We start from the raw sequence: 14,894 nt of genomic DNA, 5'->3' as shown, positions 1-14,894 counted from the left end.
CGGTGGACTACCGGGTGCTCGGGCCGTTGGAGGTCTGGAGCGAGGGTGAGCGGCTGGCGTTGCCGAGCTCGCGTCACCAGCGGGTCCTGGCTGCGTTGCTGCTCGCGCCGGACACGGCGGTGCCGGTGGGCAAGCTGGTCGAGGCGGTGTGGGACGGCGAGCCGCCGGCGACCGCGACCAAGCAGGTGCAGAACTGTGTGTCGGCGTTGCGGGACCGGCTGGGCAGCAAGTCGATCGTCACCGAGGGACCCGGGTATCGCGTGGTGGTCTCGGAGGAGGACCTGGATCTGCTGCGGTTCACCAACGGGATCGCCGCCGCCCGCAAGCTCGAACCCGCCGACGCGGTCGCCCGGATGCGCAAGGCGCTGGCGTTGTGGCGAGGTCCGGCGCTGGACGGGCTGGGCGCGGCCGCGCTGCAACCGCGGGCCACGAGGCTGGACGAGCAGCGGCTGGCAGCTCTGGAGCAGTGCATCGACTGGCAGCTGGCGCTGGGCGAGCACCGCGAGATCACCGATGAGCTGGTCGAGCTGACCACCCAGCATCCGTTGCGGGAACGCCTGCACGCACAGCTGATGAGCGCGCTGGCGGCCAGCGGACGGCAGGCCGAGGCGATCGAGGTCTTCCAGCGGTTACGCACCTACCTGGCCGAGGAGCTCGGCATCGACCCGAGCGCGGAGCTGACCCGGCTGCACGAGAAGGTCCTGCGCGGTGAGCTGTCCCCGCGGCAGGCCACCGAGACCGTCGACGCTCCCCCGGACCAGCTGGACCGGGCCGCGAGAGAACTCGCCGCCGCCGTTGCCCGGCAGTGGAGCACCGAGGCCGAGCTACGGTCGTTGAACCGCCCGGATCCCGTGCCGCTCACCTGGTCCAGCACCGGCAGGCCGGTGACCACGAGCAGCCAGCAGGCGCTCAGCGGCGGTCTCACCGATTTGGTCGCCAAGTTCAGGCAGGTACCGACCCGGCAGCTGGTCGTGCTGGGCGAACCGGGCGCGGGCAAGTCCGTGGTGGCGATCCTGCTGACGCTGGGGCTGCTCAAGGACTTACAGCCGGGCGAGCCAGTGCCGGTGTTGTTCTCGCTGGAGTCCTGGGATCCGCGCCGGGAACACCTGCATCGCTGGCTGGAGCGGCGGCTGACACAGGACTATCCGGGTCTGGCGAACAAAGCCGCGTACGGTCCGGACGCGCCCGCGCGGCTGATCCTGGACGGCCGGATCATGCCGATCCTGGACGGGCTCGACGAGATCCCGCCCGCGCTGCACGCCGCCGCGATCGACGCGCTGGACCAGGTCGCGTCCGGGGACCGGCCGCTGGTGGTGACCTCGCGGACCGAGGAGTACGAGCGGGCCACCGACCAGGACGGCTCGATCCTGTCGCGGGCCGCGGTGGTCGAGATCGAGCCGGTCGGGCTGCAGGACGCGATCGACTTCCTGACCGCGCGCAGCCGCCGCGGCGAGGCGCGCTGGCAGCCGGTGATCGACCACCTGCGCCGCGACCCGCGCGGACCGCTGGCGCAGGCGCTGCGGACACCGCTGATGGTCGACCTCGCGCGCACTGCCTACTCGCACCCGGATTCCACGCCCGCGACGCTGACCGAGGCCGCCGACCGGACCGCGGTCGAGGACCAGCTGCTCGACGCGTACCTGCCCGCGGCGTACGAGCAGCGGCCGGAACCGTTGCGGCACGAGACGTCCCCGGCGCCGGTCCGCTACGACCCGGACCAGGCGCACCGCTGGCTGACGTTCCTGGCCGGCCACCTGGACCGTTGGCGGACAAGGGATCTGGCGTGGTGGCGGCTGGACCGCGCGCTTCCCCGGGCCACTCGCGGCCTGCTGCTCGGGTTGCCGTCCGGGCTGTTGTTCGGGCTCACCGGCTGGCTGGCCGGTGGCCCGTTGGTGGGCTGGGTGTATGGGCTCTCGTTCGGGCTGGCCGGGACGATCGCGCACGCGGTCGGGCCGCGGCCGGGCCCGTTGCGGGTGGAGTTCCGGGTGCGCGGCACCGGGCGGCGGTTCCTGGCCCGGTTCGGCATCGGCGTGCTGATCGGGGTCGCGCTGGGTCTGGGCTGGTCGTTGTCGCCGCCGCTGGTCGCGGTGTTGTGTGTGGTGTTCGGGCTGGGCGTCGGGTCACTGGTGTGGGTGACCACGCCGGTGGACGCGAACAAGGTGTCCAGCCCGGGGATCGTGCTGAGCAACGACCGGGTCGCCGCGTGGATGTTCATGCTGGCGTTCACGGTGTCGCTCGGTTTGTTCTACGGCATGGCGTTCGCGTTCACCCAGGAGGTCCGGTTCGTGACCATCTGGGACGGGCACTTCGACCTGCTGCTCGCGGTGGCCGCCGGGCTGGCGTCGGCGTTGCTGGGCCGGTTCATGATGGGCAACGTCGGCGCGCTCACATATGGCGCGGCCGGGGTGCTGGTCGGCGGGCAGGTGTTCCCGCGCGCGACCAGCATCGGCAGTGCCGTGCTGGTCGGCGCGTTGTTCGGGCTCGCGGTCGCGGTCACCTTCGGGCTGTCCCGGGCGTGGGGCGCGTTCGTGGCGCACCGCGCGTGGCTGGCTGTGACCGGCCGGATGCCGGTGCGGCTGATGCGGTTCCTCGACGACGCCCACCGCCGGGGTGTGCTGCGTCAGGTCGGCGCGCTGTACCAGTTCCGGCACGCGCGCCTGCAGGACCGGCTCAGCAGGACCGCAGGAACCGGTCCAGCACCCGGGTCCCGAACTTGAGCGCGTCCACCGGGACGCGTTCGTCCACGCCGTGGAACAGCGCGGAGAAGTCCAGGTCGGCGGGCAGCCGCAGGGGCGCGAACCCGAAGCAGCGGATGCCCAGCTCGGCGAACGACTTCGCGTCGGTGCCGCCGGAGAGCATGTAGGGCAGGGTCTTCGCACCCGGGTCCTCGGCGGTGATCGACGCGGTCATGTGGTCGACCAGCGGCCCGTCGAACGTGGTCTCCAGGGTGCGCAGGCCCAGCCATTCGCGTTCCACGTCCGGGCCGAGGATCTCGTCGAGCTCGCGCTCGAACGCCTCCTCGCGGCCGGGCAGGATCCGGCAGTCCACAGTGGCCTCGGCGACGCTGGGGATGACGTTGGACTTGTAGCCCGCGTTGAGCATGGTCGGGTTGGCGGTGTCGCGCAGGGTGGCGCCGATCATCCGGGCGATGTTGCCGAGCTTGGCCACCGAGCCCTCGGGGTCGTCCTCGTCGAACGCCAGGCCGGTGATCTCCGAGATGCCCTGCAGGAACTCGCGCACCGAGGGCCGCAGGACCAGCGGGAACTGGTGGCGGCCCAGCCGGGCGACCGCCTCGGTGAGCTTGGTGACGGCGTTGTCGTCGTGGATCATCGAGCCGTGCCCGGCGCGGCCGCGCACGCGCAGCTTCATCCAGGCGATGCCCTTCTCCGCGGTCTCGATCAGGTAGGCGCGCACCCCGTCCTTGACCGTGATGGAGAACCCGCCGACCTCGCTGATCGCCTCGGTGGCGCCCTCGAACAGCTCGGGCCGGTTGTCCACCAGCCACTGCGCGCCGTACTGGCCGCCGGCCTCTTCGTCGGCCAGGAACGCGAAGATGATGTCGCGCTTGGGCGTGATCCCGTCGCGCTTGAGCCGTCGTGCGGTCGCCAGGGTCATGGCGACCATGTCCTTCATGTCGACCGCGCCGCGGCCCCACACGTAGTCGTCCTGCACCGCGCCGGAGAACGGGTGCACCGACCATTCGGAGGCGTCCGCGGGCACGACGTCCAGGTGGCCGTGCACCAGCAGCGCGCCCCGGCTGGAGTCCTCGCCCGCGAGCCGCACGATGACGTTGCCCCGGCCGGGCGCCCCGGACTCGACGTAGGTGGTCTCGTAGCCGACCTCGGCGAGCTTCTCCGCGACGTACTCGGCCGCGGCGCGTTCGCCGACCACGGTGTCCGGGTCGCCGGTGTTGGTGGTGTCGATCCGGATGAGCTCGCTGGTGAAGGTGACGGCCTCGTCTTCGGCGAGCGTGGTGGGGGGCAGCGTCTGGGTCACAGGGCCTTCCTATCACTGATGACCGGGCGGTGCGGAGCCGATCAAGATGTGATCATCGCCCGGGTCAGTACTCGTTCTTGATGACGAAGTACGAGCCGCGGATGGTTCCGGCCAGCTTCGAGCGCTGCCGGGCGAACTTGAACGACGACAGCTCCGCCGGCACGTCCATCCCGTCGGAGAGCTTGAACCCGACCGCCCGTTTCCCGCCCTCGTCGAGCGTGTACATCACGTTGATCGACAGGCCGCTCTCGTAGAAGACGTACGCCATCCGGATGTTCTCGACCTGGAACTCGGTCGCCTCGAGCGGGCGGGAGGCGATGACGATGTCGCGTTCCTCCTCGAGGATCCGGTGCACCCGGTCGATAACCGCCGTCGCCTCGCTCGCGGGCTCGACGGTGAAGACGTGGTCGTACTTGTTCCTGAAGTACCGGGCCTCGTTGGCCCGCAGGCCGGCGAGTGCTTCGGCGACCGGTGAGGACTCCAGTCCGGCGGTCGACACGGTCTCGAAGTCCACGGTGTGGGGCATGGCGAGTTTCCTCCGCAGCTGCTCGGCGCCGGTCGCGCTCAGCGTATGCGCTGGTAGGCGACTCGGCATCGCCGGGCCCGGTGCGTATCGGATCCTTATGTCCCGGCCGGGATGCTGGGCCGATGCGGGTGCTGCTGGTCGAGGACGAACAGCCGCTGGCCGGGTACATCGCGGCCGGGCTGCGCAAGCACGGGTTCGCCGTGGACATGGCCTTCGATGGCGGGCTGGCATTGGCGAAATGCGAGTTCACGCCGTATGACGTGGTGGTGCTGGACCGGGATGTGCCTGTCGTGCACGGCGACACGGTGTGCAGGCGGCTGGCGGAGCAAGGGGCGGCCCGGGTGTTGATGCTGACCGCTTCGGGTGCGGTCGAGGACCGGGTGGCCGGGCTGACGTTGGGCGCCGATGACTACCTGGGCAAGCCGTTCGCGTTCACCGAGCTGGTGGCGCGGGTGCGGGCGCTGGGTCGCCGCAGTGCGCCCGCACGGCCGCCGTTGCTGCGGGCCGGTGATGTCGTGCTGGATCCGGCGCGGCGGTCGGTGGAACGGGCCGGGCGGGTGGTACACCTGACGCCGAAGGAGTTCGGTGTGCTGGAGCAGCTGCTGGCCTTCGCCGGAGACGTGGTGAGCGCGGAGGTGTTGCTGGACAAGGTGTGGGACGAGCACGCCGACCCGTTCACCAACGCGGTGCGGATCACGGTCGGCACGTTGCGGCGCAAGCTGGGCGGCCCGCCGGTGATCGAGACGGTGACCGGCGCCGGATACCGGATCGGACCGTGACCGCCCGGGCCCGGCTGGCCCTGCTTTACACCGGGCTGGTGCTGCTCGCCGGGGTGGCGCTGACCGGTCTGACGTACCTGCTGATGCGGGAAGGGCTCGGGCACCGGATCCTGTCGATCAGGATCAGCGGCGCTGCCGCACTGCCGCCGCTGCCGGACGACCAGGCGTTGCGGGACCTGCGCGAGGCCACGCTGAGCGAGCTGCTCGGCCGGGCGTCGATCGCGTTGGCCGTGGTCACGGTGCTGGCGGCGGTGCTCGGCTGGCTGGTGGCCGGGCGGATCCTGCGGCCGGTGCGGGCGATCTCGGCGACCGCGCGGCGGTTGTCGGCCGAGGACCTGTCCGGGCGGGTGCCGGTGAAGGGACCGCGGGACGAGCTGGCGGCGTTGGCGAGCACGGTCAACGGGATGCTGGACCGGATCGAACGCGGCGTCGCCGAACGGGATCAGGCGTTGGCCGGCCTGCGGCTGTTCACCGCGAACGCGGCGCACGAGCTGCGCACCCCGTTGACCACGATGCGCACGGCGATCGACGTGACGCTGGACGGGGATCCCTCCCCGGTGCAGTTGCGGCAGATGGCGTGCGATGTGCGCGCCGCCGTGTCACGGAGTCAGCGCACACTCGACGGTCTGCTGGCGCTGGCGCGCAGCCAGGCGAGCACGGGTGACCGGCATCCGGTGGATCTGGCGTCGGTGGTGGACATCGCGGACGCGGATGTGACTGTGGAGACCTGTCTGGAGCACGCTCCGGTGAGAGGGCAACCCGTGCTGCTGGAGCGGATGGCTGGCAATCTCGTCGAGAATGCGCTGCGCTACAACCATCCCGGCGGGTATGTCCGGGTGGTGACCGGAACCGACGGTGGCACGGCGTTTCTACGGGTCATCAACACCGGCCGGCCGATCGCACCGGACACAGTGGACGGCCTGCTGGAACCCTTCGTGCGCGGTCCGGGCGGACGGGCCGGGGCCGGGCTGGGACTGTCCATTGTGCGCGCGATCGTGCTGGCCCACGACGGCTGGCTGTCGGTGTCCGCGCGGCCGGGCGGCGGGCTGGACGTGACGGTCCGATTTCCGGTCCGGGCCGCCGGTCGCCCAGAATGGGAGCGTGCCTCAGCGAAGCGTTCGTGAGCAGGTCGTCGAAGCCGGCCTGCAGCAGTTCCACCAGCACGGGTTCAACGGCGCCGGGGTGAAGGACATCACCGACGCGGCCGCGGTGCCCAAGGGTTCGTTCTACAACCACTTCGAGAGCAAGGAAGCCCTCGCCCTGGTGGTGCTGGAGCGCTACGGCCAGACGCTGCGGATGGAACGGTTGCAGGACACCAGCGTCCCGCCGCTGGACCGGCTGCGCGAGCACTTCACGTTCCTGCGCGACCAGATCACCGGGTCCGGGTACACCAAGGGCTGCCTGTTCGGCAACTTCGGCGCCGAGATGGCCGACCACAGCACCCCGATCCGCGCCGCCGTGCACAACGCGTTCACCAGCTGGGGCGCCCTGCTGACCGCGTGCATCGAGCAGGCCCAGGCGGACGGCAGCATCCGCGCGGACCTGAAGGCGGCCGACACCGCCCTGTTCATCCTCAACGCGTGGGAGGGAACCGCGATCGCCGCGCGGGCCGACCAGTCGATGACCGCGTTCGACGCCTTCTTCAGCCTGGTGTTCGACACCCTGCTGACCCAGCCACGCTGAGCATGCGCGTGCACAAACCGTGCAAGCAACCCACACGATGGGCCGCGCACAGTCTGGGCGGACACCCGTGCAGGAAGGAGACTTCATGCGTCGTTTCGCTGCCCTCAATGCCGCTTTCGGCCTCACCGCGCTGACCACCCTCGCATCGGCCAGCACGAGCCAGGCCGCCCCGTCGAGCGGCAACGGTGAGGCCGGGACCCAGCACTACACGTGCGGCTCGACCCGGCCCCCGAACCGGGACGCCGAGATCTCGTTCGCGATGGCGGGAACCAACTTGTACGCGGGAAGCGGTTCGGCGACCTCGTGCAGCATCAACGGTCTCATTCACGCCGGCGAACTGCCCGCACTGAGCGGAGACGTGCTCGCGGACAGCCAGGGTTTGGGCGCGCCCCCGAGCGCGCCCAAACCCTAAGCCGTCCCTGGGCGCAGCGCACGCAGCTGGGTGATCAGCTCGCTGCGGTTGGCCACGCCGAGCCGGTGGCGGATGCGGGCCATGTGGTGTTCGACGGTCTTGGCCGAGATGAACAACTTGTCGCCGATCTGCTTGTAGGTCATGCCCTGCACGACCAGGTCGGCGACCTCCCGTTCGCGGTCGCTGAGCGGGCTGTCGGTCTCCAGTGGACTCTGCTGCGGCGGCCGGGTGCTCTGCTGGCGGGACTGCAGCTGCCGGGCGCAGTCGAGCAGGGTGACCATGTCCTTGCGGTCGGTGGTGCGGATGGCGGCCTCGCTGGCGAGCCTGGCGCTGTCCCACCAGTGCCCGGCGTCCAGCAGGGCGTGCGCGGCGGCCTGGACCTGGTCGGGGTCGACCCGGCCGGCCACCACGTCGAGCCAGCACTTGCCGGCCTGGGTGAGCGCGGCGCCGTACGACGTGGGGTTCATCGCCAGCACGCGCAGGTGTTCCCCGGCGGCCTCCGGGTTCTCGATGACGAGAGCGGCGTGCAGGCCCGCCCAGTGCAGCGGCGCCGCCCACAGTGGCGGATCGCCGAGCCGGTGCAGCAGCGCCATGGCATCGCTCAGCGCGGTGCCGAGCCGGGCCGGGTCGCGCAGCCGGGCCGCGGCCACGGCGAACTCGCTGAGCGGCAGGAGCGTGAACAGGTCGACCGGGTGGCGCACCAGGCAGTCGCCCACGTGTGTCCACATGCGACGCAACGTCATGGTGTCGCCGGACCGGCGGGCCAGGCCGATGTCCAGTGCCACGTGGAAAAGCCGGTCGCGGGGGTGCGCATCGGTGAGGTTCGCGGAGAGCTGCCAGGCGTCGGCGAGCCGGCCGCGGGCCATGCAGGTCCAGGCGCGCAGCAGGGCGTGCCGGTTGCGCAGGACCGCGCCGCCCATCCCGCCGGCACTGTCCATGACGGACTCGGCGACGTCCAGTTCGCCGCAGTGCAACGCCACGAGCGCGGCCAGGGCGGCCGGGCTGTCGGGGACGAGCGCGTCCCGGCCGGCCGGTTCGAGCAACGCGGATGCCCGCACCAGTAAGGAAAGCGCCTCGACCGGGCTGCCGGAGACGGAGGCTCGCACACCCTCGGCCATGAGCACGGCGGCGCCGTCGAGCAGGGTGGGCGGTCCGTCGGCGCGGGTCGCCGGGACGGGTGGGTTGCCGGTGGCCAGTGCCGCGATGGCGCCGAACGGTCCGTCGCCGGCCCACCCGTAGAGTTCGGCGCTGCGGGCCCACTGGCCGCGGTGGGCCAGGGCCGCTGCCGCGACTCGGGCGGCAGCGGCCCGGCATGCCGGTTCCTGGCCCGATATGGCCTGGTCGGCCAATCGGAGCGCGGTATCCAGGTCACCGGCCAGTGCGGCGGCTCGTGCCCAGTCCGCGACCACCGCGGTCAGCGGCCGGCCGGCCGAGACCGCCGCGCCGAACAGTTCGGCGGCGGTCTCGGGGTCGTGTCCGGCGACCTCGCGGGCGGCCTGGTCGAGCACGGCGGCCACCGTGGCTCCCGTGGCGCCGCTGCCGAGCAGGAAGCGGGCGAACGGCAGGATCGGTTCGGCGTGGTCCAGCTGCAGTTCGGCCAGGCGCTGCAGGACGCCGAGGTACTGCTCGGCGGGGACCACCTCGGGGATGGCCAGGGCGCACAACGGCAGCAGGGCACCGTCCTGGGTGAGCAGGCCGGTGGCGCGGGCGGCGCGCATCACGTCGGTCACGCCATCGGTGTCGCGGCCGAGCAGGCCGCTGAGCAGGTCCAGGCGCAGGCCCATGCCGCTGTGCACGGCCATCAGGTAGCGCACCACGTCCGGGTCGAGGGCTTCCAGGTCGGGGCGCAGCACGTCGACGGGGACGTCGTTCCACGGCCAGGCGCGGGCCAGACTGGTCACCCAGCGCGGTACTCCGCCGGTGAGGTCGTGGATCTCGGCGCCGCCGGGGTCGGCGACGCGGCGGACGGTCCGCGGGTCCCAGGGCGGGAGGGTCATCGGCGGGTGGCCGCGGCCGAGGGTGTGGATCAGCTCGGCCAGTTCGGGCGGGCGGGGCCAGGGGCGGGCGGTGACGACCAGGCGGGCGCAGCCGACCTCACGCAGCAGCCGCAGTTGCGGTCCGGGCAGCAGGTGGGCGTCGTCGACGAGCATCGCGGTCTTGCGCCAGTCGTCCGCGCCGGTGGTCGGCCAGTCGGTGACGACATCGACGCCGGCGTCCCGGTAGGCGCGGCTCAGCTCGCGCAGGAGGGTCGATTTGCCGTATCCGCCGGGGGCGACGATGGCCAGCCGCAGCGGGGCCGCGGGGTTCGCGATGATCGTGTCGCGCAGTTTGCGGATGGGTTCGGTGCTAACCGGTCCGGCTGTCACGATCGGTGCCCGCTGGCCCATTTCCAGCCCTCGACCTTCATCCGGCCACACCATTTCATGAAACAGTTTCATTCCCGGTGGGCGGTCCGCCGAAACCCGTTATTTTCTACCTCAGGATACTCTGCGTGGCTACCGGTTTTGCGTGATCGTGATCTGCGCGAGCATGCCTTCACACGTCCGGACAATCACCCGGGCGGCGGCCGCGAATTGACGGCTGGACAACGGGCTTTCGGCGCGGCGCTGCCAGTCCTCGAGGGTCGCGAGCAGGGTCCGCCTCGGGTCGCCGACGTGGCCGAGTCGCACGTTGACAGCGTCACCATAGGCTCCGAGCAGGCGTTCTGTCTCGGCCCGGATGTCCTCTGGGATGTGTACGGTGCCAGCCCGCACGGCGTCCAGGAGCTGGATCTCGGCGAACTCGTGGGCGCCGGCGACGAGCCGTTCCACTTCGGCTTTGGCATCGGTGTGCCGCGCCGCGGTCAATGCCGTTCTCGCTTTGAGCAATGACCGCCGCTGACCGAACTGAATGCCGATCTGCTCGCGCAATTCGGTTATCCCGCTGCGCCGGGCCAGCTCGGCGGCCAGCTTTTCCGGATCGTCGAATCCCTGGCGCAACAATGTCACGGAGATCCGGATGCCGAACATCCCGAACCGCCGGACGAGTTCCGGGTCGCCGACCCGATCGGCTGACAGTAATACGGAATCGGTTTCCGCCCGCGGCCGGGTCGCCAGATCGTTGAGCGTCGCGAACTCGGCCTCGGTGAGCGTCCCCGCGGCGCGCGCCAAGAGCCCCGCGACCGCCACCACCGTCACGCCGTGCTGGTCGCTGTACCTGCGGGCGATCTGCCGGGCCGAGCTCATCGCGTCCACCCGCCCGCCACCGGCCTCATCGGCCCGGGACAGCACGACGATCGTCCCCACCCGATCGACCCCGGCAACCACCGACCCGAGCTGCCGCACAAGAAACACCACCGCGTCAACCCCTGTGGACAACCCGCCGTCAGCCACCCCCAGGCTGTCGGTCCCCACCACTACGCTGGATGTCGGGGGGCCGGCGGCCACCACCTCCACGAATTCGACCCCACCCACCCCCAACGCCTCGATCACCGTGGACTTCCCCGCCCGCGCCTGCCCAGCCACCGCGACCCGCACCGGCTCCCCCATCCGCCGCAGCTCATCCCGCAGCGCAGGCACTCCCCGAAGCACCGCCTCAACCTCATCGAACAGACTCATGCGCCCTCCCAGATCGGCCTTCGACGTGCGCCGCGAACCCTGTGGACAGCCGTTTGCCGGCTGGCCAGGCAGTCGCGCCACCGTGCCTCCACAAGCGACCGGCACGGTTTCGGTGCTGAGGTGGCCGGGCCGGTCGCGGGCTGGTGACCGGACGGCGCGGCCGAGGACAGGGCGCCGTCCGCCGCCGAGGCCCACGAACAACCCGCTGCACCACCGACAGGACTGAGCGGCACCGGTGGACGACTGCGCCGCTGGCCGAGGTCGCGCCAGGCGTGGGGCCTGGCGTGACGGCTAAGCGGCGCGGCTGAACCAGGGTGCTGGGAAATGAGGTCGGCGAGGTGACCGCAGGACCTCTCGATCCGTCCGGTGCAGCTAAGCGGCACGGCTGAACCAGGATGCTGCGAAATGAGGTCGGCCAGGTCACGGCAGCTACTCGCCGAGTGCGTGTCGCGACCTCGTGGCGCGGCTGAAGCACAGCGCCGCGAAGGGCGGCCGCCGAGGTCACGGCAGCAGCGCCCGGGCCGCGTACCGCGGTTGCGTGGCGCGGATGAGTCAAGGTGTCGCGGGATGAGATCGCCGAGGTCACTTCAGGTCCTCCAATGCCATGCGTAGCGGCTGGGTGAAGTCGATGAGCGAAGGTGTCGTGGGGCGGGGTCACCGAGGTCACGGCAGGTCCTCCCCAAGGCCATGTGGTGGCTGAGTGGCGCGGAAGAGCGAAGGTGTAGCGAGGTGCAGTCGCCCAGGCCACGGCAGGTCCTCCCAAGGCCATATGGCGGCTGAGTGGCGCGGAAGAGCGAAGGTGCGGCGAGGTGCAGTCGCCCAGGCCATGGCAGCAACTCCCGAGCCGTGCGTGGCGGCTGAGAAGGCCAGTGGGATCGCCGACGTCTCGGCTGGCCGCGTGAGTGTGGGGTGTCGCGAGATGGGGGCTTCGGCGGCGTAGCAGGCGCGCCTCGCGTGAGTCGTGCGGGTGGGGTCATGGGAGGAGCTCCCGGGCCATGCGTTCGAGGTTGTGGACTCGGCGCAGTTCGGCGTTGAGGTCGCGGATGCGGGCGTCGCGGTCGGCTTGGCCGGTGGTGAGGGCACGGCGAGCGGCGGCGAGTTCGTCGGCGAGGGTGTGCTGGAGGGTCTCTGTCTGGGTGGTGAAGTGGTCGCGCAGGGTGCGTTGGATTTCGCGCAGGAGGTCACGGCACTGCTTTCCGGTGTGGAAGATGACGTCGTCGATGTGTTTGCGGATGGCGGTCCTGGCTTCGGCTTGACGGCGCTGCAGCATCCGTTCGCGTTCCTCGCGGACGGTTTTGCCGCCCAGCAGCAGGCCCGCGCCGACCGACACGGGGTTGATCATGGCGACGCCCATGATGGTGCTGAGCATGCCGATCATCAGCGTTCCGCCGTAGCCGCCGCGCATACCGACGATGACCTTCTGGCCGAACCCGAACCGCTCGGCCGGGGCCAGCGCGAAGGTGGGCATGCCGGCCGCCAGCGAGTCGGTGGTGTGCAAGGACGGCCGGGTTCCCTCGAACTGGGCGGCGACCTGTTCGGCGAGCCACTCGGCCCGCTCCATCATCCACGCGAACGTCGCCGCGACACACGCGGTCTCCCTGTCCCGTAACCAGGAAGCCAGCGAGTCGCCGTTCCTCGCGGGATCGATGGTGTCCAATGAGGACTCGGCGAGCCGCAGCACCTCACGAAGCCGGTGCCGCAGGTCGTGCTCGATGTCGGCGATCAGGTCGGTGATGCCGTCGTTCAACGTCTGGTGCCAGCGGGCACTTCGCTGCCGGACCTCGTCGGCGCGCCGGGCGATCTCGTCCAGCGCGAACCTGGCATGCGAGGCGTCGCGCTGAGCGGTCACCTCGGCGAGCATCGTCGAGGTCAGCTGCGCGGTCACGGCGAGCACGTCGTGAGCCGCCGACCGCAACGCCAGATCCCCGGCGCGTGCGACCAGACCCTGACGCAGAAACCGCACCAGCCAGGGAAACCCGGACTCGCGGTGCACCGACGCGTCCCCGGTCGCGGCGGCGTGCAGGCGCAGTTCGGAGGACACCGCGATGAGCGTGTGGATGTGCTCGCTGTCGGCCTCGAACACCAGCCGCCAGTCCGGATAGAGGTCGATCTTGGTCAGCACGCCGATCACGTTCGGGCACAACTCCCGCGCCTGAGCCAGGAACTCCAGCTCCGACGGGGTGTACCGCTCGCTCGCGTCCGACACGAACAGCACCGCGTCCGCCAGCGCCAGCGCGGCCAGACCACCGAACCCAGGTGTGTCCACAATGGTCAGACCGTCGGCGAGAACCTCCCGAGGCAGACCCGCCTCCACACACCCGCCCGAGACGACCTGGGAACCGAGGACCACCGGCTCCCGGCAGTCGTCATGCACGAGAAAAGCGTTGGGAGAGCCCGAATACCGCACCACCGTGGGAACCGTGGTGGTGACGTCGTCGCCAACCGGGCACACCGGGGCCATCACCAGGGCGTTCACCAGCTGGCTCTTGCCCTGCTTGACATCCCCGGCGACGATTACCCGCACCTCCTGGGTGAGCGTGCGGTCGCGGCTCTGACGTAACCGCGAGGCCAGGTCGGTGCGGTGGTAGGCGGAGGCGGCCTTGATGGCGACGTCGAGGACCTCGGTCGCGGTCGGCATGACTGAACCCTCCCCGGGGCGCGCGGGGAGGTGCCCCCGACGACAAGGGGGGCACCTCCCGGATGGTGGCTACGGCAGGATCAGCACGTCGTTGTGCGACAGCAGATCGTTGTGGTTGTGCGAGTTGACATCGAGGTGGTTGTTGGACGCGATGTCGTCGTGCGAGTCGTGGTTGTGCGACGCGATGTCCGTGTCGTTGTGGGAGTTGACATCGTCGTGCGAGTCGATGTGGTTGTTGGAGTTCAGGTCGTCGTGGGAGTCGACGTGGTTGTGCGAGTTGACGTCGTCGTGGGAGTCGGTGTGGTTGAGCGAGTCGCTGATGTTGTGCGAGTTGGTGTCGTCGTGCGAGTCGGTGTGGTTGAAGGAGTCGCTGACGTTGTGCGAGTCCTGCGACTGGTTGACCGACGCGCCGGTGCCGGCGACCGCGACCTCGCCCGCGCCGAAGTTGTGGATGTCGGCGTCGGTGGAGTTGTCGTCGGCCGAGCCGGTGGCGCTGCCGTCGCCCACGGCGACCGCGCTGCCTGCGCCGGACGCGGTGATGTCGCCGAGGTTGTAGGCGTCGCCGTTGCCGAAGCTCTGCACGCCGCCGCCGGTGCTCGCGTTGTGCACGTCGTCGCCGGCCGCCACGGCGCCGTCGCCGGAGGCCACCACCGGGTCGTTGTCGAACAGCTGGAACACGTCGCCTTTCGCCCAGATGTTCTGGTTCACCGAGTTGTCGACCACGGTGTTGTGGCTGTCGTTCCAGGTGTAGGTGTTGGTGATGTACTCGAACTGGCGGACCACGCCGTGCATGCTGTGGTCGCCGGGCATCGGGTGCGGGGGCGGCGGCACGACGGGGTGCACGTTGTTGTTGCCGACGTCGTAGGACCGGTCGAGGGAGACGCGGCTGTTGTCGGCCACCAGCGGCAGCACGTCGGCCACGTCCTGGCCGCACAGCCCGTGGAAGCCGTGTTTGTCCAGGGTGCCACCCGGGTCGTCACGGAACTCCTGCTGGGCCGAGGGGTCCCGCAACAGCTCGAGGATGAAGTCCAGCAGGCTCTGCGCGATCATGGCTTGTCCTTTCGGCGGGGACCGGAGAGCCACAAACGTAGGTACCGCAGGGGGTTGGGCGAATCGGGGAGGATCACCCCTTCGCGCCCTGCGCGTATCCCCTATGCCGCGATGGGGGCATAGGGGAAAAGCCCCCGGAAATTGGTCCAGTTCGGACGGACCGGATAACACGGCCGGGTGAGCGGCGATGGCATCGAAGCCCCTTCGACTGGAG

11 protein-coding genes are annotated in these 14,894 nt (G+C 70.6%); 5 read left to right on the top strand and 6 right to left on the bottom strand.

Features of this window, described 5'->3' with window-relative positions; translation table 11 throughout:
• Positions 1 to 2 precede the first annotated feature (2 nt).
• Positions 3 to 2,717 (top strand): BTAD domain-containing putative transcriptional regulator, encoded by a 2,715-nt coding sequence (locus tag AB0J95_RS13300; protein WP_364756670.1) that lies wholly within the window; start codon positions 3 to 5, stop codon positions 2,715 to 2,717.
• Here AB0J95_RS13300 and AB0J95_RS13295 read toward each other — a convergent pair.
• Positions 2,671 to 3,996 (bottom strand): M20/M25/M40 family metallo-hydrolase, encoded by a 1,326-nt coding sequence (locus AB0J95_RS13295; RefSeq protein ID WP_364756668.1) that lies wholly within the window; start codon positions 3,994 to 3,996, stop codon positions 2,671 to 2,673. The two genes, AB0J95_RS13300 and AB0J95_RS13295, sit on opposite strands and share 47 nt — an antisense overlap.
• 64 nt (positions 3,997 to 4,060) lie before the next feature.
• Entirely contained in the window at positions 4,061 to 4,522 is a 462-nt protein-coding gene (locus AB0J95_RS13290; RefSeq protein ID WP_364756667.1) for a phage tail protein, read from the bottom strand.
• Positions 4,523 to 4,644: 122 nt separating this feature from the next.
• On the opposite strand from AB0J95_RS13290, the gene AB0J95_RS13285 reads away from it, so the two are divergent.
• From AB0J95_RS13285 to AB0J95_RS13270, 4 genes are all read left to right on the top strand, one after another.
• Positions 4,645 to 5,301 carry a response regulator transcription factor gene (locus tag AB0J95_RS13285; RefSeq protein WP_364756665.1) on the top strand — a complete coding sequence of 219 codons (657 nt, stop codon included), beginning with the start codon at positions 4,645 to 4,647 and terminating at the stop codon, positions 5,299 to 5,301.
• On the top strand, positions 5,298 to 6,425 hold the full coding sequence (locus AB0J95_RS13280; RefSeq protein ID WP_364756662.1) for a HAMP domain-containing sensor histidine kinase: 1,128 nt from the start codon (positions 5,298 to 5,300) through the stop codon (positions 6,423 to 6,425). Before AB0J95_RS13285 ends, AB0J95_RS13280 begins: the two co-directional genes overlap by 4 nt.
• On the top strand, positions 6,403 to 6,984 hold the full coding sequence (locus AB0J95_RS13275; protein ID WP_364756660.1) for a TetR family transcriptional regulator C-terminal domain-containing protein: 582 nt from the start codon (positions 6,403 to 6,405) through the stop codon (positions 6,982 to 6,984). The genes AB0J95_RS13280 and AB0J95_RS13275 overlap by 23 nt, the downstream gene beginning before the upstream one ends.
• An 85-nt stretch (positions 6,985 to 7,069) precedes the next feature.
• Entirely contained in the window at positions 7,070 to 7,396 is a 327-nt protein-coding gene (locus AB0J95_RS13270; protein ID WP_364756658.1) for a hypothetical protein, read from the top strand.
• Here the strand turns inward: AB0J95_RS13270 and AB0J95_RS13265 are convergent.
• The 4 genes from AB0J95_RS13265 to AB0J95_RS13250 form a co-directional block, all read right to left on the bottom strand.
• On the bottom strand, positions 7,393 to 9,762 hold the full coding sequence (locus AB0J95_RS13265) for a LuxR C-terminal-related transcriptional regulator (RefSeq protein ID WP_364756656.1): 2,370 nt from the start codon (positions 9,760 to 9,762) through the stop codon (positions 7,393 to 7,395). The genes AB0J95_RS13270 and AB0J95_RS13265 overlap by 4 nt on opposite strands.
• A 129-nt stretch (positions 9,763 to 9,891) precedes the next feature.
• The gene (locus AB0J95_RS13260) at positions 9,892 to 11,073 is read right to left on the bottom strand and encodes a hypothetical protein (RefSeq protein WP_364756654.1); all 1,182 of its coding nucleotides are present in this window, start codon (positions 11,071 to 11,073) and stop codon (positions 9,892 to 9,894) included.
• Between the two features lie 892 nt (positions 11,074 to 11,965).
• On the bottom strand, positions 11,966 to 13,630 hold the full coding sequence (locus AB0J95_RS13255; protein WP_364756652.1) for a dynamin family protein: 1,665 nt from the start codon (positions 13,628 to 13,630) through the stop codon (positions 11,966 to 11,968).
• 69 nt (positions 13,631 to 13,699) lie between these two features.
• A complete protein-coding gene (locus AB0J95_RS13250) occupies positions 13,700 to 14,680 on the bottom strand; it encodes an IniB N-terminal domain-containing protein (protein ID WP_364756649.1) in 981 nt (326 codons plus the stop codon).
• Positions 14,681 to 14,894 lie beyond the last annotated feature (214 nt).

Source organism: Actinocrispum sp. NPDC049592 (assembly GCF_040675465.1).
Classification (GTDB): domain Bacteria; phylum Actinomycetota; class Actinomycetes; order Mycobacteriales; family Pseudonocardiaceae; genus Kibdelosporangium.
Note: the sequence above shows the minus strand (reverse complement) of the source record. Positions and strands in the feature narration are given on the sequence as shown.

What these genes read in the sequence shown, in the direction of transcription:
- AB0J95_RS13290 (WP_364756667.1), bottom strand. Translation starts at nt 4,522, where the DNA reads ATGCCCCACACCGTGGACTTCGAGACCGTGTCGACCGCCGGACTGGAG.
- AB0J95_RS13285 (WP_364756665.1), top strand. Translation starts at nt 4,645, where the DNA reads ATGCGGGTGCTGCTGGTCGAGGACGAACAGCCGCTGGCCGGGTACATC.
- AB0J95_RS13270 (WP_364756658.1), top strand. Translation starts at nt 7,070, where the DNA reads ATGCGTCGTTTCGCTGCCCTCAATGCCGCTTTCGGCCTCACCGCGCTG.
- AB0J95_RS13255 (WP_364756652.1), bottom strand. Translation starts at nt 13,630, where the DNA reads ATGCCGACCGCGACCGAGGTCCTCGACGTCGCCATCAAGGCCGCCTCC.
- AB0J95_RS13250 (WP_364756649.1), bottom strand. Translation starts at nt 14,680, where the DNA reads ATGATCGCGCAGAGCCTGCTGGACTTCATCCTCGAGCTGTTGCGGGAC.